This window comes from Actinoplanes hulinensis (assembly GCF_019429605.1).
GTDB classification, from domain to species: Bacteria; Actinomycetota; Actinomycetes; order Mycobacteriales; family Micromonosporaceae; genus Actinoplanes; species Actinoplanes campanulatus.
In genome coordinates this window covers 86,311-103,034 of record NZ_JAHXZI010000001.1, presented here as the reverse complement: position 1 = coordinate 103,034, position 16,724 = coordinate 86,311, and the positions used below count along the sequence as shown (strand labels likewise).

22 protein-coding genes are annotated in these 16,724 nt (G+C 70.1%); 8 read left to right on the top strand and 14 right to left on the bottom strand.

The window, feature by feature from the left end; translation table 11 throughout:
* Positions 1–25: 25 nt before the first annotated feature.
* From KZ829_RS00555 to KZ829_RS00545, 3 genes are read right to left on the bottom strand one after another with little or no spacing between them, the layout of a single operon-like run.
* Complete coding sequence (locus KZ829_RS00555) at positions 26–769, bottom strand: metallophosphoesterase family protein (protein WP_220141918.1); 744 nt, start codon at positions 767–769, stop codon at positions 26–28.
* A complete protein-coding gene (locus KZ829_RS00550; RefSeq protein WP_220141917.1) occupies positions 766–1,014 on the bottom strand; it encodes a hypothetical protein in 249 nt (82 codons plus the stop codon). The genes KZ829_RS00555 and KZ829_RS00550 overlap by 4 nt, the downstream gene beginning before the upstream one ends.
* Before the next feature lies 1 nt (position 1,015).
* A complete protein-coding gene (locus KZ829_RS00545) occupies positions 1,016–1,600 on the bottom strand; it encodes a nucleotidyltransferase family protein (protein WP_220141916.1) in 585 nt (194 codons plus the stop codon).
* Positions 1,601–1,739: 139 nt separating this feature from the next.
* On the opposite strand from KZ829_RS00545, the gene KZ829_RS00540 reads away from it, so the two are divergent.
* Positions 1,740–2,396, top strand: coding sequence for a dTMP kinase (locus KZ829_RS00540; protein WP_220141915.1), 657 nt, complete (start codon positions 1,740–1,742; stop codon positions 2,394–2,396).
* Here the strand turns inward: KZ829_RS00540 and KZ829_RS00535 are convergent.
* Positions 2,387–3,076, bottom strand: coding sequence for an SDR family NAD(P)-dependent oxidoreductase (locus KZ829_RS00535; protein WP_220141914.1), 690 nt, complete (start codon positions 3,074–3,076; stop codon positions 2,387–2,389). The genes KZ829_RS00540 and KZ829_RS00535 overlap by 10 nt on opposite strands.
* 518 nt (positions 3,077–3,594) lie before the next feature.
* On the opposite strand from KZ829_RS00535, the gene KZ829_RS00530 reads away from it, so the two are divergent.
* The gene (locus KZ829_RS00530) at positions 3,595–4,596 is read left to right on the top strand and encodes a sigma-70 family RNA polymerase sigma factor (protein WP_183224791.1); all 1,002 of its coding nucleotides are present in this window, start codon (positions 3,595–3,597) and stop codon (positions 4,594–4,596) included.
* A 69-nt stretch (positions 4,597–4,665) separates the two neighbouring features.
* Here KZ829_RS00530 and KZ829_RS00525 read toward each other — a convergent pair whose 3' ends face one another.
* The 3 genes from KZ829_RS00525 to KZ829_RS00515 form a co-directional block, all read right to left on the bottom strand.
* Positions 4,666–5,628: a C40 family peptidase gene (locus KZ829_RS00525; protein WP_308285284.1), complete on the bottom strand. Its 963-nt coding sequence runs from the start codon at positions 5,626–5,628 to the stop codon at positions 4,666–4,668.
* A 338-nt stretch (positions 5,629–5,966) separates the two neighbouring features.
* A complete protein-coding gene (locus tag KZ829_RS00520) occupies positions 5,967–6,287 on the bottom strand; it encodes a DUF3817 domain-containing protein (protein WP_183224790.1) in 321 nt (106 codons plus the stop codon).
* A 24-nt stretch (positions 6,288–6,311) separates the two neighbouring features.
* A complete protein-coding gene (locus KZ829_RS00515) occupies positions 6,312–6,734 on the bottom strand; it encodes an SURF1 family protein (protein WP_220141913.1) in 423 nt (140 codons plus the stop codon).
* 84 nt (positions 6,735–6,818) lie between these two features.
* Here KZ829_RS00515 and KZ829_RS00510 point away from each other — a divergent pair, with 84 nt between their 5' ends.
* Together KZ829_RS00510 and KZ829_RS00505 are read left to right on the top strand one after the other, a co-directional pair.
* Positions 6,819–7,070: a DUF6158 family protein gene (locus KZ829_RS00510; RefSeq protein ID WP_372453806.1), complete on the top strand. Its 252-nt coding sequence runs from the start codon at positions 6,819–6,821 to the stop codon at positions 7,068–7,070.
* Positions 7,067–7,597: a DUF1360 domain-containing protein gene (locus KZ829_RS00505; protein WP_220142391.1), complete on the top strand. Its 531-nt coding sequence runs from the start codon at positions 7,067–7,069 to the stop codon at positions 7,595–7,597. Before KZ829_RS00510 ends, KZ829_RS00505 begins: the two co-directional genes overlap by 4 nt.
* Positions 7,598–7,604: 7 nt before the next feature.
* On the opposite strand, the gene KZ829_RS00500 is transcribed toward KZ829_RS00505, so the two are convergent.
* On the bottom strand, positions 7,605–7,805 hold the full coding sequence (locus KZ829_RS00500) for a hypothetical protein (protein WP_307798169.1): 201 nt from the start codon (positions 7,803–7,805) through the stop codon (positions 7,605–7,607).
* 323 nt (positions 7,806–8,128) lie between these two features.
* Between KZ829_RS00500 and KZ829_RS00495 the strand changes: the two genes are divergently transcribed.
* On the top strand, positions 8,129–8,332 hold the full coding sequence (locus tag KZ829_RS00495; protein ID WP_220141910.1) for a hypothetical protein: 204 nt from the start codon (positions 8,129–8,131) through the stop codon (positions 8,330–8,332).
* Between the two features lie 49 nt (positions 8,333–8,381).
* Complete coding sequence (locus tag KZ829_RS00490; protein ID WP_220141909.1) at positions 8,382–9,200, top strand: ANTAR domain-containing protein; 819 nt, start codon at positions 8,382–8,384, stop codon at positions 9,198–9,200.
* On the opposite strand, the gene mhuD is transcribed toward KZ829_RS00490, so the two are convergent.
* The 5 genes from mhuD to KZ829_RS00465 form a co-directional block, all read right to left on the bottom strand.
* Positions 9,197–9,502 carry a mycobilin-forming heme oxygenase MhuD gene (gene mhuD, locus KZ829_RS00485; RefSeq protein WP_183224785.1) on the bottom strand — a complete coding sequence of 102 codons (306 nt, stop codon included), beginning with the start codon at positions 9,500–9,502 and terminating at the stop codon, positions 9,197–9,199. The genes KZ829_RS00490 and mhuD overlap by 4 nt on opposite strands.
* Before the next feature lie 84 nt (positions 9,503–9,586).
* The gene (locus KZ829_RS00480) at positions 9,587–11,221 is read right to left on the bottom strand and encodes an MDR family MFS transporter (RefSeq protein ID WP_308285283.1); all 1,635 of its coding nucleotides are present in this window, start codon (positions 11,219–11,221) and stop codon (positions 9,587–9,589) included.
* Complete coding sequence (locus tag KZ829_RS00475; protein ID WP_308285282.1) at positions 11,218–11,691, bottom strand: MarR family winged helix-turn-helix transcriptional regulator; 474 nt, start codon at positions 11,689–11,691, stop codon at positions 11,218–11,220. Before KZ829_RS00475 ends, KZ829_RS00480 begins: the two co-directional genes overlap by 4 nt.
* 51 nt (positions 11,692–11,742) lie before the next feature.
* A complete protein-coding gene (locus tag KZ829_RS00470; protein ID WP_246634945.1) occupies positions 11,743–12,312 on the bottom strand; it encodes a class I SAM-dependent methyltransferase in 570 nt (189 codons plus the stop codon).
* 48 nt (positions 12,313–12,360) lie between these two features.
* Positions 12,361–12,846, bottom strand: a complete 486-nt coding sequence (locus tag KZ829_RS00465) for an AfsR/SARP family transcriptional regulator (RefSeq protein ID WP_220141907.1) — start codon at positions 12,844–12,846, stop codon at positions 12,361–12,363.
* Positions 12,847–13,051: 205 nt separating this feature from the next.
* Between KZ829_RS00465 and KZ829_RS00460 the strand changes: the two genes are divergently transcribed.
* Entirely contained in the window at positions 13,052–13,720 is a 669-nt protein-coding gene (locus KZ829_RS00460; protein ID WP_220141906.1) for a response regulator, read from the top strand.
* Positions 13,721–14,240: 520 nt separating this feature from the next.
* The gene (locus KZ829_RS00455; RefSeq protein WP_220141905.1) at positions 14,241–15,266 is read left to right on the top strand and encodes a hypothetical protein; all 1,026 of its coding nucleotides are present in this window, start codon (positions 14,241–14,243) and stop codon (positions 15,264–15,266) included.
* Between the two features lie 35 nt (positions 15,267–15,301).
* Here the strand turns inward: KZ829_RS00455 and serA are convergent, their stop codons facing one another.
* The gene (serA, locus tag KZ829_RS00450) at positions 15,302–16,519 is read right to left on the bottom strand and encodes a phosphoglycerate dehydrogenase (protein WP_220141904.1); all 1,218 of its coding nucleotides are present in this window, start codon (positions 16,517–16,519) and stop codon (positions 15,302–15,304) included.
* Between the last annotated feature and the right edge of the window lie 205 nt (positions 16,520–16,724).

Below are 16,724 nucleotides of genomic sequence, written 5' to 3'. Positions count from 1 at the left end.
GACCGCCGAAACCGGAAACCTGACATCAGGCGGGTACGAGCGACGCGTCCACCGACTCGGACAGCAACTGATACACGTTGTATGCCTGCTTGATGACCGGGTGGGCGACGTTGCGGACCGGCACGCCACCGGGCGTACGGCCGCGCTCCGAGCCGTGGTGGGCGTGCCCGTGCAGGGCCAGGGCGGTCGGCGCCGAGTCGACGGCGTGGCCGAGCTGGTAGCAACCCAGGAACGCGTAGATCTCCAGCGGCTCGCCGACCAGGGTGTCCGGCACCGGTGAGTAGTGGGTGAGCGCCACCAGCGCGTCACACCGGACCGAGCGCAGCGCCTCGCCGAGCCGGGCCGAGATGTCCTCGGTGGTGCCGACGAACTCCTTCATCTCCCGTTCGCCGAAGTTGCTGGCGCAGGCGCCGGCGAAACCACCGCCGAACCCCTTGGCGCCGGCGATGCCGAGCCGGTGCCCGCGGATCTCCAGCACCGTGGCCGAGCACTCCAGGACGGTGATCCCGGAGTCGGTCAGCACCTCGGTGACCTGCTGCTCCTGGTCACTCTGGTGGTCGTGGTTGCCGAGCACCACCACGACCGGTACGGCCAGCCCGCCGAACTCCGTGGCGAAGCACTTCGCCTCGTCGACCGTCCCGTGCCGGGTCAGGTCACCGGCGACGAGCAGCGCGTCGGCCCGGTCGGGCAACTGCTCGAGAGCGGGACGGTAGCGGCCCACCACGTCCTTGTCCACGTGGACGTCGCCCACGGCGGCGATCCTGATCATGAAATCTCCTCCACCTCGCTGGGTGCCTGTGCCCGGGTGATGCCGATGTCGCAGGTGATAGCAACGCCGGGGAAGTGCGAGGTGATCTGCCGGCAGATCTCGTCCCGCCGGTGGGTGCTCTCCACCTCCCCGCTGAGCACCACCACGTTGTCCCGGTGGTGCACGGTGATGCCCTGCTCGGCGATCTGTTCGTGTTCGATGAGCAGGCGATGGATCTCGGCCTCGAAATCGATCTGGTTCGTCACGTCATCCCCCAACCTTGAGTTCCGTCTCGCCGGGGAAGGAGACGACGTCCAGACGGTCGAGCAGCACCAGGAACGCCTCGGCGTACGGCGACTTGATGGTCTCCCGGCGGACCCGGCCCCAGTCGATCTGTTCCCGCAGCGAGCGGGCGACCGGCAGCCCGGTCGCGAAGTCGCAGTAGTGCTGGCTGTAGCTGAGCAGTTTGTGCACCATGAGCCGGGTCGCCGAGAGCACCGGCATGTAGATCGCCTCGACCGAGATCTGATCGGTGTCGTGCAGTGTCTCGTCGTCCACCGGCGACTCCACCGGACGGTAGATCAGGTCCACCATCCGGCCCTCGTCGTACACCTTGACCAGCCAGTCCTCGGGCGGCTGTTCGGTACTGCAGCCGACCGCGGCCAGCTCCTGGAGAGCCCGGTCCTTGTCCTCTTCGCGTATCAGGAAGTCGACGTCGTGATCACTGGAGTAGCCGCCTCTGGCGTACACCGCGAAGCTCCCGCCCAGGGCGAAGGGTATGTCCGCGCTCTTCAACGTCGATGCGACGCGCTTGAGGGTGATGGCCAAACCCTGGTCCACACGGTGTGGCATGGCGACCTCCTGTCCGTTCCCGGTGGATGACCGACTACCCGGAGTCGCGACACCTTGAACCCCTGCGCTCATTCTGGAGGACGGGCTCGCCCCTGCGGTGTGGAACAGAAGGTGCGGTATCCGGCTACCGTCGGTTGGTATGGCTCTCCCCGCGCAGTCAAGGCCGGCGGCGCTGCCCGCCCGCGGCGCCCGACGGTCGCCGCGCACCATCGCGCTCGTCGGCATAGACGGCTCCGGCAAGACCACCCAGGCCCGCGGTCTGGCCGCCCGTCTGATCGCGGACGGGCTCCCAGCCGCCTACCGGCAGAACGCGGGTGGCCGGCACTGGTTCGGCCGGATCGCGGTGCTTCTCGGCCGGGCGGACGCCGAGGACCTGTTCGGCCGCCGGGGCACGCTCGCCGTCGAGTCGGCGCTGCGCTGGCTGGCCATCGCCCGGACCCTGCTGCGCCGGGCCGTGCGCCGGGAGATCGCGGTGATGGACCGGTACGCGGTCTGCCAGTTCGCCAGTCTCCGGGCCCACGGCGCCCGCCCGGCCGCCGAACGGTTCGCCCGGCTGGCCTACCGGCTCTTCCCGCGGCCGGACGTGACGTTCTTCCTCGCCGTCGACCCGGAGATCGCCCAGGAGCGGATCGAGCGGCGCGGCTACGACCACGAGTCGATCGAGTACCTGCGGGCCGCGACCGACGCCTACCGGTCGCTGCCGGAGTACTCGGGCTTCGTCGTGATCGACGCCAACGGCACGCCCGACCAGGTCCTCAAGGCCCTCCGTACCGAGCTCGGCCTGGATCAGGCCTGACCGTAGACCGGGATCTGCGCGCCACTGGTCGGCGCCGACGCGTCCGAGGCCAGGAAGAGGATCACCGCGGCGATCTCCGCCGGGCTCACCCAGCGGCCGTGGTCGGCGTCCGGCTGGGCCGCCCGGTTCGCCGGCGTGTCGATGATGCTGGGGAGCACGGTGTTGCAGCGCACGTTGTGCTTGCGGTACTCCACGGCGACCGCCCCGGCGAAGCCCAGCACGGCGGCCTTGGCGGTCACGTAGCCGGCCGCGCCCGGGAACGGTGACACCCCGGCCCGTGACGACACGCACACCACCGAGCCGCCGCCGGCCGCGACCAGGTGCGGCAGGGCCGCCGCCGTGGTCAGGTAGGTGGGCCGCAGGTTGACCGCCAGCATCGCCTCGAACTCGGCGACCGGGGTGTCGGCGATCAGGCCACTGCCCGCGTACCCGCCGACCAGGTTTACCACGGCCCGCAGCGGCGCGGCCGGGTCCTCGGCGGCCACCGCGGCCACCGTACGGACATCCGCCTCGACCGTGAGGTCGGCGTCCACGGCGATCGCGCCCTCCGGCAGACGGCCGGTCGTCCCGGGGCGGACCGGCGCCACCACGCGCCAGCCGTCGGCCAGGAACGCCGTGATGGTGGCCGACCCCAGCCCACCTGTGCCGCCGGTCACCAGAGCCGTACGCGTCGCAGTCATGGGGAGCAGCTTGTCACACCGTAGGGCATGTGCTTTTCCTCACTCACCCGGCGATCCCGCCCCCGACCTGCGATTGTTCCGGGCCGCTGAAGCGTCACCCGTGTGGGCGAGTGATGTGTGGCGAGTCGAGGCGCATCGTGACCGGTGGTCCCGTTGGGCCCTCGAGATCCCGAATCTTTCGCGGGCGTTTGTTTCAGGCCCGTCTTTACCCGGCCGACAGTGCATATGAACCCCGCGGGCGCCAAACCCGTACTCGGGGGTGACGAGCATCGCGGTGCCCAGGGTGATGCCCGTCGCTGTGACGAGAAGAGGCCGATGGTGTTATGAGGAACGCGCGAAGGGTATCCGAACGTCTGCACGACGTCGCACTCAGGTACCGCGCACTGGGCTCTCAGCTATTACCCAGGCATTCGTGACACTTTCGACCCGCCAGCCGGAATCAGTGCGGCCAGCTTTTTGTTGTGTAGATGTGTCAGCAACCGCAATGCACGAGCTGCGGACGTTACGGGAGAGGGCTGATGGACGCAGGTAATGCCCGTAACAGGGTTAGTGACGGCAATGAGGGGACCGTGGGCAACGTGGAGAAGAGCACCGTGATGCGTACCGATCAGGTCGCCGAAGAGCGCGACCTCGTCGGAGTCTACCTGCACGAGATCTCCAGGACGCCGTTGTTGGACGCCGAGCGGGAGGTCGAGCTCTCCAAAGCGATTGAGGCGGGCCTTTACGCCGAGCACCTGATCGAAACGGGCGAGGACCGTCGCGGCGTCAGCCGGGAGGAACTGGAGCGCCTCGTCACCGAGGGCCAGCGCGCGAAAGACCTGTTCATCCGGGCCAACCTGCGGCTGGTCGTCTCCATCGCCCGCCGCTACGTCCGGTCCGGCATGCCGATGCTCGACCTGATCCAGGAGGGCAACACCGGCCTGGTCCGCGCCGTCGAGAAGTTCGACTACGTGCGCGGCTACAAGTTCTCGACGTACGCCACGTGGTGGGTGCGCCAAGCGATCAGCCGGGCCATCGCCCAGCAGGAGCGGACCGTCCGGCTTCCCGTGCACCTGGTCGAGGACGTCAACCGGATGCGTAACGTGACCCGTCAGCTCGTCCGCGAGCTGGGCGGCGACCCGGAGCCCGAGCAGGTCGCGGCCGCTCTGGGCGTGACCGTGGAGCGCGTCAACGAGCTCACCCGCTGGGCGCAGGACACCGTCTCCCTGGACACGCCGGTCGGCGACGACGGCGACACCAACCTCGGCGACCTGGTGGCCGACAGCGACGCCCCGAGCCCGGAGGAGATCGTCCTCAACGCGCTCGAGCGGCAGCGCATCGAGGGCCTGCTGAACCACCTGGACGACCGGTCGGCCGGCATCATGCGGGCGCGGTACGGCCTGGAGGACGGCCGGGAGCACTCCCTGACCGAGGTGGCGTCCCGCTTCTCGCTGAGCCGGGAGCGGATCCGCCAGCTGGAGATCCAGGCGCTCGGCCGGCTGCGCGAGCTGGCCCGGGCCGAGGGCCTGCAGGCCGCCTGAGCCTCGGCTCACCGAAACGGCGAAGGCCGGTGCCCCGTGGGGGCACCGGCCTTCGCCGTCGGTACGGAGTTACTTGATCCGGCCGTAGCCGTTCGGGGACATGATGTCGATCGTGCGGTGCAGCACGTCCCGGCCGGCGGACGGGGCGTCGATGATCTTCCCGCTGCCCACGTAGATCGCCACGTGGCCGTTGCCGCGGTAGAACACGAGGTCACCGGGTTGCAGGTCGGATCGGCTGATCCGGGCCGTGGCGCTGTACTGTGCGGCGGCGTTGTGCGGCAGGGACTTGCCCGCCGCCGCCCAGGCCGCCTGCGTCAGGCCCGAGCAGTCGTACGAGTTCGGGCCGGCGTCGCCGTAGCCGTACGGCTTGCCGATCTGGTTGAACGCGAACGTGACCGCCTTGCCGGCTGAGCCCGGGATGTCCGGGATCTCGCCGGTGTAGGAACCGGTGTCCTCCGTGGCGCTGCCGAAGGCGGCCTCGCGCATGTCGTACAGGTCGTCGAGGTCGTCCTCGATCTTGTCCTTGCGCGCCGCCAGCTCCTTGACCTGTGCGGTCTGCTTGGTCTGGGTCTGAGCGAGGGCGGCCTTGCGCTCGGCGAAGGTCTGGGTCGTCTCGGTGAAGGCGTCGATGTCCTGCTGGTTCGACCGGGTGACCTGCTCGAGGAACGTCATCCGCTCCAGCAGGCTCTCTTGATCCCCGCTCACCAGGACGTTCATCGGGCCGACACGGCCCTGCATGTACGTGGTGGCGGCGATGGTCCGGACCTTCTCGGTGGCCTCGGCGAGAGCCGTCTGGGCCGGCTTGAGCGAGGCCTCGAGCTTCACCGCGTCGGTCTTCGTCTTCTTCAGGTCGAGCCGCATCTTGTTGTACGACTCGGTGACGTCCTCGAGCTTCTCCGAAGCGGCGTCGATCTTCTTCTTCAGCTCGCTGGCGGACGGGGCGGCGTGTGCGGCCGTCCCTCCGGACGTGGTGATCGCGAACGCCGTCAACGCGACCACGAGCGCCCGGAGCCGGGTTCGGGGGTGTGGCACTGGTCAGGGGCCTTTCTTCCGCTTGGCCGCCCACCGGGTCGGCGGGAGGGCAGGGCTGGAAGAGAGGCCCCGTCCGCGTTTGCTCCCGGCCCGGTTCACGGCGGCCGCCGCCCGTGGGGTGGGGCGCCGGATCGCCGCGCGTCAATCGGCGGCGTTGGCCGGCGCCACCCGAGGGGTTGTGGCTGCGGACCGGACCAACCGCATTAACCTATCGACGAAAGAAAAGAAATCAAGGCCTGACCGAGTGATTTTTACCAATAGCCGGGATCACGTCATTAATCCCGATAACGGGCTGTTATTTGATCGCCGCTGAGCGTTATTACAACGCGATAAACGGACTATTCGCTCAGGGCCGGTTCGGCGGCCGGGACCCAGTGACGGGTCACCTGGCGTTCGGCCCAGAACGAGAAGAACGGGATGGTGCCGGCCAACATGACGAGGACCATCCGGCTGAACGGCCACTTCGCCCGGCGGGCCAGGTCGAAACTGCAGACCAGGTAGACCATGTAGAGGAAGCCGTGGAACGGGCCCACCGTCTCGACCACGATCGGGTTGTCGGCCGGGCCGTACTTGAGCGGCATGCCGACCACGACGAGGGCGATCAGGACCACGCCGACGATCCAGGCGATGATCCGGTAACGGGTGAGGGCTCCCTGCACGGCGGGTGACTCCTTGATCGGTATCTACTGGGGGATGCGGCCGGGGTAGTCGGCGGGGCGGGCGCCCGGGTTCGCGGCGAGCCAGGCCAGATAGTCGTTGTACGCGTCGAGCTCCGGATCCGCCTCGGCGGGCGCCGCCGGGCGGGAGCCCACCCGGACCGGGCGGCCCAGGGTGACCGCGGAACCCGGAGCGCGCGGCGGGGCCGGCTTCTCCGGGGCGGTCAGCGGCTCACCTGCCGCCCTGCGACGGGCCACCTGGATCTCGCGGACCCAGATGAAGACGACGAAGCCCCCGAAGACCGGCCACTGGAACATGTAGCCCCAGCTGATCGCGTTGCCGTCGGCGGCGCGACTGAACTGCCACCAGCCGAGAGCCAGGCAGCCCGCGGTCAGCACGATCGCGAGCAGATGCCGGGCCATCCACGCCGGAGTCCACAGCCCTTTCATGCCCCGAGCGTACCGGCGGGTTTGGCGGGCGCACGCATGGGCAACCCGTGCTCACTGGCGGATTGACGCGAACGGAGACGGACGATGATGGAAGCGCGGTTGGAGGAAGGGGCGATGGTGAGTTTCGACATCGGCATCGACCCCGCGGGCCTGGCCGACGACGACCTCTTCAGGGAGCTGGCGAGCCTCTACCGGACCCGGTTGCAGACGCTGCGACACGGCCCGGACGCGGCACTGGAGAACCACTTCAAGCGCACTGCCGAGCTGGAGACCGAGTACATGGCGCGCAAACCGGGCCGTGAGGTCGACCCGGACCGGCTCACCCAGGACTTCTGACGGTGGTGCGTGAGCGGGTGACCCGGATGGCCCGGCGGTACGCGCCGCACGAGCACCGGCCGCTGGACGGCTATCTGGTCGCCATGGGCGCCTTCGGTGCGATGACCGGGGTCCTGGCGGCGGCCGCCAAACTCAGCGGCCGCCCGATACCGGAGCGGCCGGCCATGTCCGATGTGGCGCTGCTCTCCATCGCCACCCACAAGCTCAGCCGGCTGGTCGCCAAGGACGCGGTGACCAGCCCGCTGCGTGCCCCGTTCACCCGGTACGCGGAGCCGGCCGGCGCGGCCGAGCTCAACGAGGAGGTGCGCGACGAGGGCAGCTCGGTACGGCACGGGATCGGTGAGCTGATCACCTGCCCGTTCTGTCTGGCCGTCTGGGTCGCCACCGGGCTGACCGGTGGGCTGGTGCTGTCGCCCCGGCTGACCCGGCTGGCGGCCACCGCGCTGACCGCCACGGCCGTCTCGGACTTCCTCCAGATGGCCTACTCGATCGCCAAGGAGAAGGCGGAGCGCGTCGGCCGGGAGTAGATCCGGGTCAGACGTTGATGGCACGCAGCGCCTCGGCGGCCTCGTCCTGGGCGTACTCGCCCTCGGGCAGGGCGTCGATGCGGGTCAGGGCGGCCGCCGGAAGGTCCGCGGCGATCGCTCGCCGGCGCAGGTCTCCGCTGGTCAGCCGCTCCTGGGCGTCGTAGGCGGCGTCCAGGAAGGTGTCCAGCTCTCGGATGTCGTCGGTCACGGCGGGTGGACTACCCGGGGCGGGCCCGGTCAAACCCTCAAGTAGTGATCCAGGTCACAGATGCTCACGGAATCATGCGGCTATGCCGACGGTTATGAACGGATGCCGGTGTGCCCAGTGTCCCCGGGCCTCACCCATCGCCTGCACGGAATACCGTGAGCGGTTGTCCCCACGCATGTGGGGGCGATTCGACCGTTCGGCTGGAGCCGTGTTGAGCCACTCGCCGCGAGGCGACCTGCACACCGGCCTCCGCGTCCGCCCTCCCGGTCTCACCGGGAGGGCGTCGCGGTTTTCCGGGCCACTTGTGGGGTATCCGCCCGCACATGACCGACGATCGCATCGGGCGGCGCGCCGCGAATCTGCTTCCGGAAGAGGCCGTGACCGGCAGCGCCGACCCGGAATTCCAGGCCGAAGCGGTGCTCGCCGAATCCGGCGAGCGTGAGGACGACCCCGGAGCGGCGCCCGGCTCGTTCCTCGAAAAACGTCGTTCTGACGAGACGGTTTATTCCGGCAACACCCCCCATTAGGGGCACCTCGTGGCGCGCTTTTCCGGATAGACGTGGCAATATCCCTCGGGTGTCCGCACCGAAACGCCGTGTCCCGGCCGCGCAGCGTGGCGCCCGGCTGACCCGGCGCACCCCCGCCGATGGCCCGATCCAGCCGTCCCGCCGTGGGAGCGCCCGGCGCTCGCCCCGGTTCTCCGGAGCGCCGTCCGCCGGCCCGCACCCGGTGGAACTGGCCGGGCTGCTGCACGAGCTGACCGTCCGGCTGCTCTCCGCCGACTCGCTCACCCAGGCGCTCGACCGGCTCGCCGCGTTCGCGGCGGGTGCGCTGCCAGGCGTGGTCCGCTGCTCGGTCGCCCTGATCGGTGAGGGCGGGCCGCTCACCGGGGCCGCCGCCGGCTCCGCGGGCGAGACCTTCGACCAGCTTCAGTACGCGGGAAGCGCCGGCCCGGGTCTGGAAGCGGCCCGCACGCGTTCCGTGGTGACCTCCGCGGACCTCCCGGGCGACGAGCGCTGGCCGCAGCTGCACGCCGCGGCCCGGGCCGACGGGCTGGCGGCGGTTGCCGCGGTCCCGATGGACGTGCGGCGCAGCGCGGTCGGGGCGCTCAGCGTCTACCCGGATCGGGCCGGTGAGGTGAAGCCCGAGGTGCTTGTCACCGCGATGGCGCTGGCCGGGCAGGCGGAGGTGCTGCTCGGTGAGCTGCACCGGCGGGAGGCGCTCACCGAGGGCGCCGAGGTGGACCGCGCGGTCGGTGTGATCATCGCGCAGCGCGGCTGCGGCGTGCAGGAGGCCTACGCCGTCCTCCAGGAGAGCGCCCAGCGTCTCGGCCTCGACCGATCCACCGTCGCGGGCCGCCTGGTCGCCGCAGCCGCCCGGAACGCGGGAACCTAGCTCTTCTCCACCTGCTGGACCACCTCGAACTCGAGGAGGGAGGCGCCGGTCGCCACGGGCTTGGCGCGCTCGCCGGCGTGTGCGGCCTTGGCGTCGCCGTTCGCCCAGTTCTGGAAGGCCTCCTCGCTCTCCCAGCGGGTGTACACGAAGTAGCGGGTCTCGCCGGCGACCGGGCGCAGCAGCTCGAAGCCGAGGAAACCGGGCGAGTTCTCGACCGCGCCGTGCCGGGCGGCGAACCGCTTCTCCAGTTCGGGGCCGGCGCCCTCGGGGACCTCGATCGCGTTGATCTTCACAACAGCCATGTGGTCACGCTACTGCGCCTGCCTGGGAAGGCGTCGAAGGCGGGGGTACGGGCGTGTGCTCCACCCGTACCCCGAAGGTTTGATCTAAGCGGGACCGTCGCCGGTGGCCTGGAGCTCGTCCTCGGCGCGGGCCTGCTGCGCGGAGCGCTGCGAGAGCGGCAGCTCCGGCAGGAAGAAGACCACGATCAGGCCGAGGATCATCACGAAGAACGCGATCAGGTAGACGACGTGCACGCTCTCGGCGAAGCCGACCTTGAACGGGTGGGCGATCACGTCGGAGAGCCGGCTCAGGAACGAGGTGTCGGCGAGGCCGGCGCCGCCCATGGCGGTCTTGAGCAGCTCGCCCTGGGCCGGGTCGGAAGCCAGCGCCTGCTGGAACTCGGGTGTCGCCCGGGCCGAGGCATAGGCGTCCCTGATGTTGCCGGGCAGCACGTTGAACAGCACCGACAGGAAGACCGCGGTGCCGAGCGTGCCACCCATCGAGCGGAAGAAGGTGACCGCGCCGGTGGCGGTGCCGATCTCGCGCGGCGAGACGGCGTTCTGCACGGCGGTGATCATCGGCTGCATGTTGCTGCCCAGGCCGAGGCCCATCAGCACCATGACCAGCATGGTCCGCCAGAGCGGGGTGTCCGCGCCGATCAGCGAGAAGAGGAACAGCGCGACGACCATGAAGACGCTGCCGACGATCGGGAAGATGCGGTAGCGGCCGGTCCTCGAGATCAGCTGGCCGGAGATGATCGAGCCACCCATGATGCCGACGACGAACGGGATCATCTGGAGACCGGCCAGCGTGGCCGAGGAGCCCTTCACGATCTGGAGGTAGAGCGGGACGGTCATCAGGCCGCCGAACATCGCCATGCCGAGGATGGTGCTGGCGGTGACGCCGACCGCGACGGTGCGCTTGGCCAGCAGGGCGAGCGGCAGCAGGGCCTCGTCCTTGTAGGCCCGCTCGGCCAGCACGAAACCGATCAGGCCGACCACGCCGATCACGTAGCAGAGGATCGAGCGGCCGGAGGTCCAGCCCCAGTCCCGGCCCTGCTCGGCGACGGTCAGCAGCGGCACCAGGCCGAGGATCAGGGTGAGCGCGCCGGGCCAGTCGATCCGGTGGTCGACACGGTGGTGCGGCAGGTGCAGCACCCGGGCGACGACCGCCATGGCGGCCAGGCCGATCGGCACGTTGAGGTAGAACACCCAGCGCCAGCCGTCGGTCCAGAGGATCTGGTCGGCGCCCGCGAAGAAGCCGCCCAGGATCGGGCCGAGCACGCTCGCGGTTCCGAAGACGGCCAGGAAGAAGCCCTGATACTTGGCACGCTCACGGGGCGGAACGATGTCACCGATGATCGCCAGAGCGAGCGACATCAGACCACCGGCGCCGAGACCCTGAATGGCCCGGAAGGCGGCCAGCTGCCACATGCTGTCGGACAGACCGCACAGGAACGAGCCGAGGATGAAGATGGCGATGGCGAGCAGGAAGAAGGGCCGCCGGCCGTAGATGTCGGAGAGCTTGCCGTACAGCGGCGTGGAGATGGTCGAGGTGATCAGGAAGGCGGTGGTGGCCCAGGCCTGCAGGTCGAAGCCTTGCAGGTCGTCGGCGATGGTCCGGGTCGCCGTTGCCATGATCGTCTGATCGAGCGCGGCGAGGAACATGCCCATCATCAGCCCGCCGAGGATCGTCAGGATCTGGCGGTGGGTGAACTCCACCGGTTTGGCGTGACTCACGCAGGCTCCCGTCGGGGTGTGGTCGGATCGGTGCGCAGCAGCGCCTCGACCGCGTGGTTGAACTCTTCGAACAGGTCCGTGAAGGCGGTGATCCGCTCGGCCGGCCAGTCGGCGAGGGCCCGCTCGAGCATCGCCGCACGGGCTTCCCGCACCCGCTCACACGCCTGCACCCCGGCCTCGGTGACGGCCAGCCGCGAGGCACGGCCGTCCACCGGATCCGCCTCCCGGCGGGCCAGGCCGGCCTTGACGAGCTGGGCGGCCTGGCGGCTGACCGTCGAGGGATCGGCCTGCTTGAACTCCGCGAGATCGGTGACTCGCATCGGGCCCATCGCACGCAACGGCGGCAGCAGCATCAGCGCGGAGAACTCGGCGCCGAGATCCCCGGTCTTGAACATGCCCCGGAATCGCGCGCCCATCCGGACCAACCGCGCGATCTCGTCGCCCAGGCGGGTGGATTCCTGCTCATGCACTCGCGGCCTCCAGAGGGGAATATGCGTGTAGCCTACAACTTGTTGTACGGCTCAATTACCTTTGAGCCGCCACACCCCGGTGACCAGGGACTCGGTGTCCTCGAGAGCGGCCGGGACCGGCACCAGGTACTCGGTGACCAGGTCGAAGAGGTGCCCGGGGAAGAAGCCGCGGCCCGGGTCGCCGACCAGCACGGTCGCGCCCGCCCGGCGGGCCGCGCGCAGGGTGGCGACCATCTTCGGGGTGACCGTGGGGCTGTAGAAGACGTCCCCGGCGAGCACCACCTGCGGTTCGTCGAGGTGGCCCACCAGGGACAGGCCGTTCGCCGACGCGTTGCGGTGGGCGGCCTCGACGGCGGCCGGGTCGATGTCCGTCACGGCCACCGCGGCGGCGCCGCAGTGGGCGGCGGCGATCGCGGCCACCCCGGAGCCGGTGGCCACATCGAGCACGCGGCGGCCGGCCACCTCGTCCGGATGGTCCAGCAGGAAACGGGCCAGCGCCTGGCCGCCGGCCCAGGCGAACGCCCAGAACGGGGGCGGCAGGTCGCTACGGAACTCGCCGCCGGTCAGATCGAACAGGCCGACCGGGCGGTTCACCAGGAACAGGGAGATCTCCGGGGCCATTGGCACCGGCGTCAGGGTGGTGGGCAGCACCCCGTGATTCTGCTCGTCCTACCTGATCGGCTGCGGGGTGCTCGCCATGATCAGTTTGGCGCGGTACTCGGCACGGGCCTCGGCGGCCCAGGGCGCGTCCTCGTCCTCCAGCAGCGGACGCGACGCCAGCACCTCGGCGGCGGCCAGCGGGCGGGTGGCCCGGTCCGCGGAACGGCCGGCCGCCACGGCGAGCAGCTGATCGAAGGTGGCGGCGTCGACGTGCACCCGATCGGGGTCCAGCCGGAACGTGCCCCGGCGGCCGATGATCACCGACTCCCGGTCCCGGACGCCCGGCTCCAGACGGTCGCGCAGCACCGCCAGATCCGACTTGACCGTGGCCGGGGCGACACCCAGCGTGTCGGCCAGCTCCACAAGCGACCGGCCTCCGCGCAGCGCCAGGAGCGCGAGCAGAAGGCGGGGCCGGGCGCCGCCGAAGTCCTCCCCGGAGAGAACGATGCCGCGGGTCCGGACCTCGATCGGGCCGAAGAGCTGGATGTCGAACATGATCCAGAACTCTGCTTGTCCGGCGTCCGTTGCGGCAAGCCCCAAAGCGAGGGGGTGAGTCGGCCGAACGACGGGGCATCCGGTCCGCTCGGAGGCAACCGGTCGTCGGCCGTACCGGCGGGCAGCCTGTTGGTAGGTCGGGCATTCCTTCGGGTAATCCTTAGACTGCGCGGAGCCCGACGGGGCGGACTGAGGAAGGTGACGTATGGACAGCGACGAGGCGATCACGGTGCTCGTCGTCGATGGCCACCAGACCTTCGCCGAGTTGCTCGGGCACGCTTTGGCTGGTCAGCCCGATCTGCGCTGGGTGGGACACGCCAGGACAGGGGCCGAGGCGTTGAGTCTCGCGGCAGAGTTGCGACCCGATGTGATCGTGCTCGATCCCGAGCTGTCCGATGCGGACGGCATCGCCATCGCCGAACTCATCCGGGTACGACAGCCGGATTCACGTGTGGTAATCCTCACTGCCAGCGAGGAGCAGAGTCTGGTACGACGGGCCACCACCGCCGGAGCGGCCGGATTCCTCTCCAAAAACGGTGCGCTCGGTGACGTGCTGAACGCCTTGCGTACCGCGCACCGGGGCAGCATGACCGTCTCCACCGACATCCTGGCCCGGCTGCTGCGCAGCACCACACCGGCCACCGCCCCGCGCGGCGGCGTCGCCAGCGGTGGGCTGACGGTCCGGGAGAACGAGGTGTTGCAGCTGATGGCGGCCGGTTTGGACGCCCGGACCGTGGCTCGCCGGCTGGGCATCAGCGTGCACACCTGCCGCGGATATCAGAAGGCCGTGCTCGCCAAACTGGGGGCGCACAGCCAGTTGGAGGCGGTCGCCATCGCCACCAGGCGCGGGCTCCTTCGACCTGACCCACGGTAAACATCCTTGTCACTCATCCGATAGGCGATTCCTTACGTACTTCCATCGGGGGACATACCGAGGTTGCGCTGCAGGGAGGAATCGCGTGGACCGTACCGCCGCCGTCGGCTCATCTCCCGACTCGGCTGGGGCCGGGGCGGGGGAAGAGCGTACGGCTTCGGGGCTGCCGTTGCGGCGGCCCAAGAAACCACCGCTCGAACCGGAAGGGGAGCCGGTCTCGTGGTTCGGCGGCGAGTCGGACACCGGCTCGCTCTCGTCGCCGGTCGCGGCACCGCCGCCCGAATCGGCGCCGTCGGAACCGTCGCCGCGTTCGGTGTCGTCACCGCCCGCGTTCGGGCCCGCGTCGCCGGCCGGGCCGGGACGGACGTCCTTCGGCTTCAGCGACGGGCCGATCGGTCGATCGCGGACGGGGCGTGCGCCCGGTGAGGGCGACACCGGCGGCGATGGGGAGCCGTCACGGCACCCGAGGCCGGCCGGCGGCTCGATGGGGGCGCTTGCGGCCGCCTCGGGTGCGCTGCCGGTGACGGACGAGTTGCCCGCCCGCAGGCGGAGGAACCGCTCCGGTGTGCCCTCCGAGGAACTTCCCGTCGTACGTACGACGGGGAATCCGGCGCCTGCCTTCCCGGAGCCGCCCGCCGCGGAGCCGGCGGCTTTCGCGGAACCGCCCACCTGGGGCCCGATCGGGAGCCCGGCCGGGGAGACGTTCTGGAGTGGAGCGCGGGACCAGCGGCCCAACGAGCCGGCCGTCTGGAGCGAGACCCCGGCGTCCTCCGCCCCGGCTCCGCCCGCCGTCCGTCCGCGACCGCGGCAGTCCCGGCTGGTCACCGCCGGCATGACGCTGCTCGGCGTGGTGGCGCTGGCCGTCGTGGCGTTCACCGGCGTCGTCTACTACACCGGCGACGACAGCCAGATCAGCGACATGCTGCAGCTCGGGGACGACCAGCGGGTGGTGACCGGGCCGCTGGAGTCGCGGACCATCGCCACGTTCGAGATGCTGGCCGCCACCGACCGGGTGCGGTTGACCATCGCCGACCTGGGCACCGACATGTACCGGATCAGCGCGCCCGACAACGCCGGCATCCGGCCCAACGCCGAGTTCCGCGACGACCGGCTGCGGGTGGACGTGGCCCGGGACGAGACCGGCACCGGCGGCGAGGTGGAGGTCGTGCTGTCCGCGAAGGTTCGGTGGACCATCCGCTTCTCCGGCTACTCGGCCGAACGGATCGTCGACCTCAGCGAGGGACGGATCCGGGGCATCGAGATCGTCGGCGGCACCCGGCGGGCCGAGATGACCCTGGCCGACGCCTCCGGCACGGTGCCCATGAAGATCACCGGCGGGATCGAGGAGCTGATCCTGCGGGCGCCCAGCGGCAGCCCGGTCCGGATAAAGGTCGGCGGTGGCGCCGGGACGGTGACGGCCGGCTCGAAAACGCTACGGAACGTGGCGCCCGGGTCCACGCTCACCCCGAAGGACTGGACCAGCGGCAACCGTTACGACGTCGACGCGGTCGCCCCGGTCACCCTGCTGACGGTCGAGACCGCCTGACCTTCCCGGTCAGGCGGTCTCGAACCGCTGAGCCGTCAGTTCAGGACGCGCAGGCGGACGGTCTGCTCCATGGCGCGGAGCTGGTCGAGCACCTCGTCGCTGTAGCCGCGGGCGATGTCGGTGATCAGGTAGCCGAACTCGCCGCGGGTGCTGAGCATCTGGCCCTCGACGTTGACACCGTGCTCGGCGAGGATCCGGTTGACCTGCGCCAGCACGCCCGGCGTGTTCTTGTGCATGTGCACGATGCGGTGCATGCCGGGCAGCTCGGGCAGGGTCACGCCGGGCAGGTTCACACTGAGCGTGGTGTTGCCGTCGGTCACGAACTTGGCCAGCTTGTTCGCCACGAAGCCGCCGATGTCGGACTGGGCCTCCTCGGTCGAACCGCCGATGTGCGGGGTGAGGATCACGTTCGGCAGCCCGCGCAGCTCGGACAGGAACTCGTCGCCGCGGCCCTTCGGCTCGGTGGGGAAGACGTCGACCGCGGCACCGGCCAGGTGGCCGCTCTGCAGCGCGTCCCGCAGGGCCAGGTGGTCGACCACGATGCCGCGGGACAGGTTGAGGAACAGGCTGCCCGGCCGCATCTTGGCGAACTGCTCGGCACCGAAGAAGCCGGCGTTGCCGGGCCGGCCGTCCACGTGCAGGGTGACGATGTCGCTGGACTCGAGCAGCTCGTCCAGGCTGGCGCAGCGGTGCGCGTTGCTCAGCGCCAGCTTGTCGGCGGTGTCGTAGAACGAGACCGACATGCCGAGGTTCTCCGCGAGCACCGACAGCTGGGTGCCGATGTTGCCGTAGCCCACGATGCCGAGGCGGCGGCCGCGGATCTCGTGGGCGCCGTCGGCCGACTTGTCCCAGACGCCGGAGTGCATCAGCGTGTTCTTCTCGGTGAGCCGCCGGGTCAGCGCGATGATCTCGGCGATCGCCAGCTCCACCACGGAGCGGGTGTTCGAGAACGGCGCGTTGAAGACCGCGACGCCACCGGCGGTGGCGGCCGGCAGGTCGATCTGGTCGGTGCCGATGCAGAACGCGCCGATCGCGACCAGGCTGTCAGCCGCCTCGAGCACCTTCGCCGTCACCTGGCTCTTGGACCGGACACCGAGCAACTGCACTCCGGAGATGCGGTCGATCAGCTCGACCTCGTCGAGCGCGTTGCGCAGGGACTCGACCTGGAATCCGTCCTCCTCGAGCCGGGAGACGGCGTCGGGGTGGATGCTCTCGAGAAGCAGGACACGCACCTTGGGCTGGTCGATCATCATCTTCCGTTCCATGTTTCGGTTGGCCGCCCGGGCCGCCACGCCGAAGCCCAGTTCAGGGCGTCCAGCCTAGTCCTCCGGCATGCCGGGTCCGGTGCGGTGTGCTTGAGGTCCCATCTACCGGTCAACCCCGTAACTGTTACGCGACGGCTGCGGGTGTGGTTCAGTCCGGTTTCACGGCCGTGACGCTAACGGGTGGACCTTTCTT

Coding starts and splice junctions, on each gene's coding strand:
- KZ829_RS00545 (WP_220141916.1), bottom strand. CDS start 1,600: ATGCCACACCGTGTGGACCAGGGTTTGGCCATCACCCTCAAGCGCGTC.
- serA (WP_220141904.1), bottom strand. CDS start 16,519: ATGATGATCGACCAGCCCAAGGTGCGTGTCCTGCTTCTCGAGAGCATC.
- KZ829_RS00535 (WP_220141914.1), bottom strand. CDS start 3,076: ATGACTGCGACGCGTACGGCTCTGGTGACCGGCGGCACAGGTGGGCTG.
- KZ829_RS00460 (WP_220141906.1), top strand. CDS start 13,052: ATGGACAGCGACGAGGCGATCACGGTGCTCGTCGTCGATGGCCACCAG.
- KZ829_RS00540 (WP_220141915.1), top strand. CDS start 1,740: ATGGCTCTCCCCGCGCAGTCAAGGCCGGCGGCGCTGCCCGCCCGCGGC.
- KZ829_RS00530 (WP_183224791.1), top strand. CDS start 3,595: ATGGACGCAGGTAATGCCCGTAACAGGGTTAGTGACGGCAATGAGGGG.
- mhuD (WP_183224785.1), bottom strand. CDS start 9,502: ATGGCTGTTGTGAAGATCAACGCGATCGAGGTCCCCGAGGGCGCCGGC.
- KZ829_RS00470 (WP_246634945.1), bottom strand. CDS start 12,312: ATGGCCCCGGAGATCTCCCTGTTCCTGGTGAACCGCCCGGTCGGCCTG.
- KZ829_RS00495 (WP_220141910.1), top strand. CDS start 8,129: ATGACCGACGATCGCATCGGGCGGCGCGCCGCGAATCTGCTTCCGGAA.
- KZ829_RS00555 (WP_220141918.1), bottom strand. CDS start 769: ATGATCAGGATCGCCGCCGTGGGCGACGTCCACGTGGACAAGGACGTG.
- KZ829_RS00510 (WP_372453806.1), top strand. CDS start 6,819: ATGATGGAAGCGCGGTTGGAGGAAGGGGCGATGGTGAGTTTCGACATC.
- KZ829_RS00465 (WP_220141907.1), bottom strand. CDS start 12,846: ATGTTCGACATCCAGCTCTTCGGCCCGATCGAGGTCCGGACCCGCGGC.
- KZ829_RS00515 (WP_220141913.1), bottom strand. CDS start 6,734: ATGAAAGGGCTGTGGACTCCGGCGTGGATGGCCCGGCATCTGCTCGCG.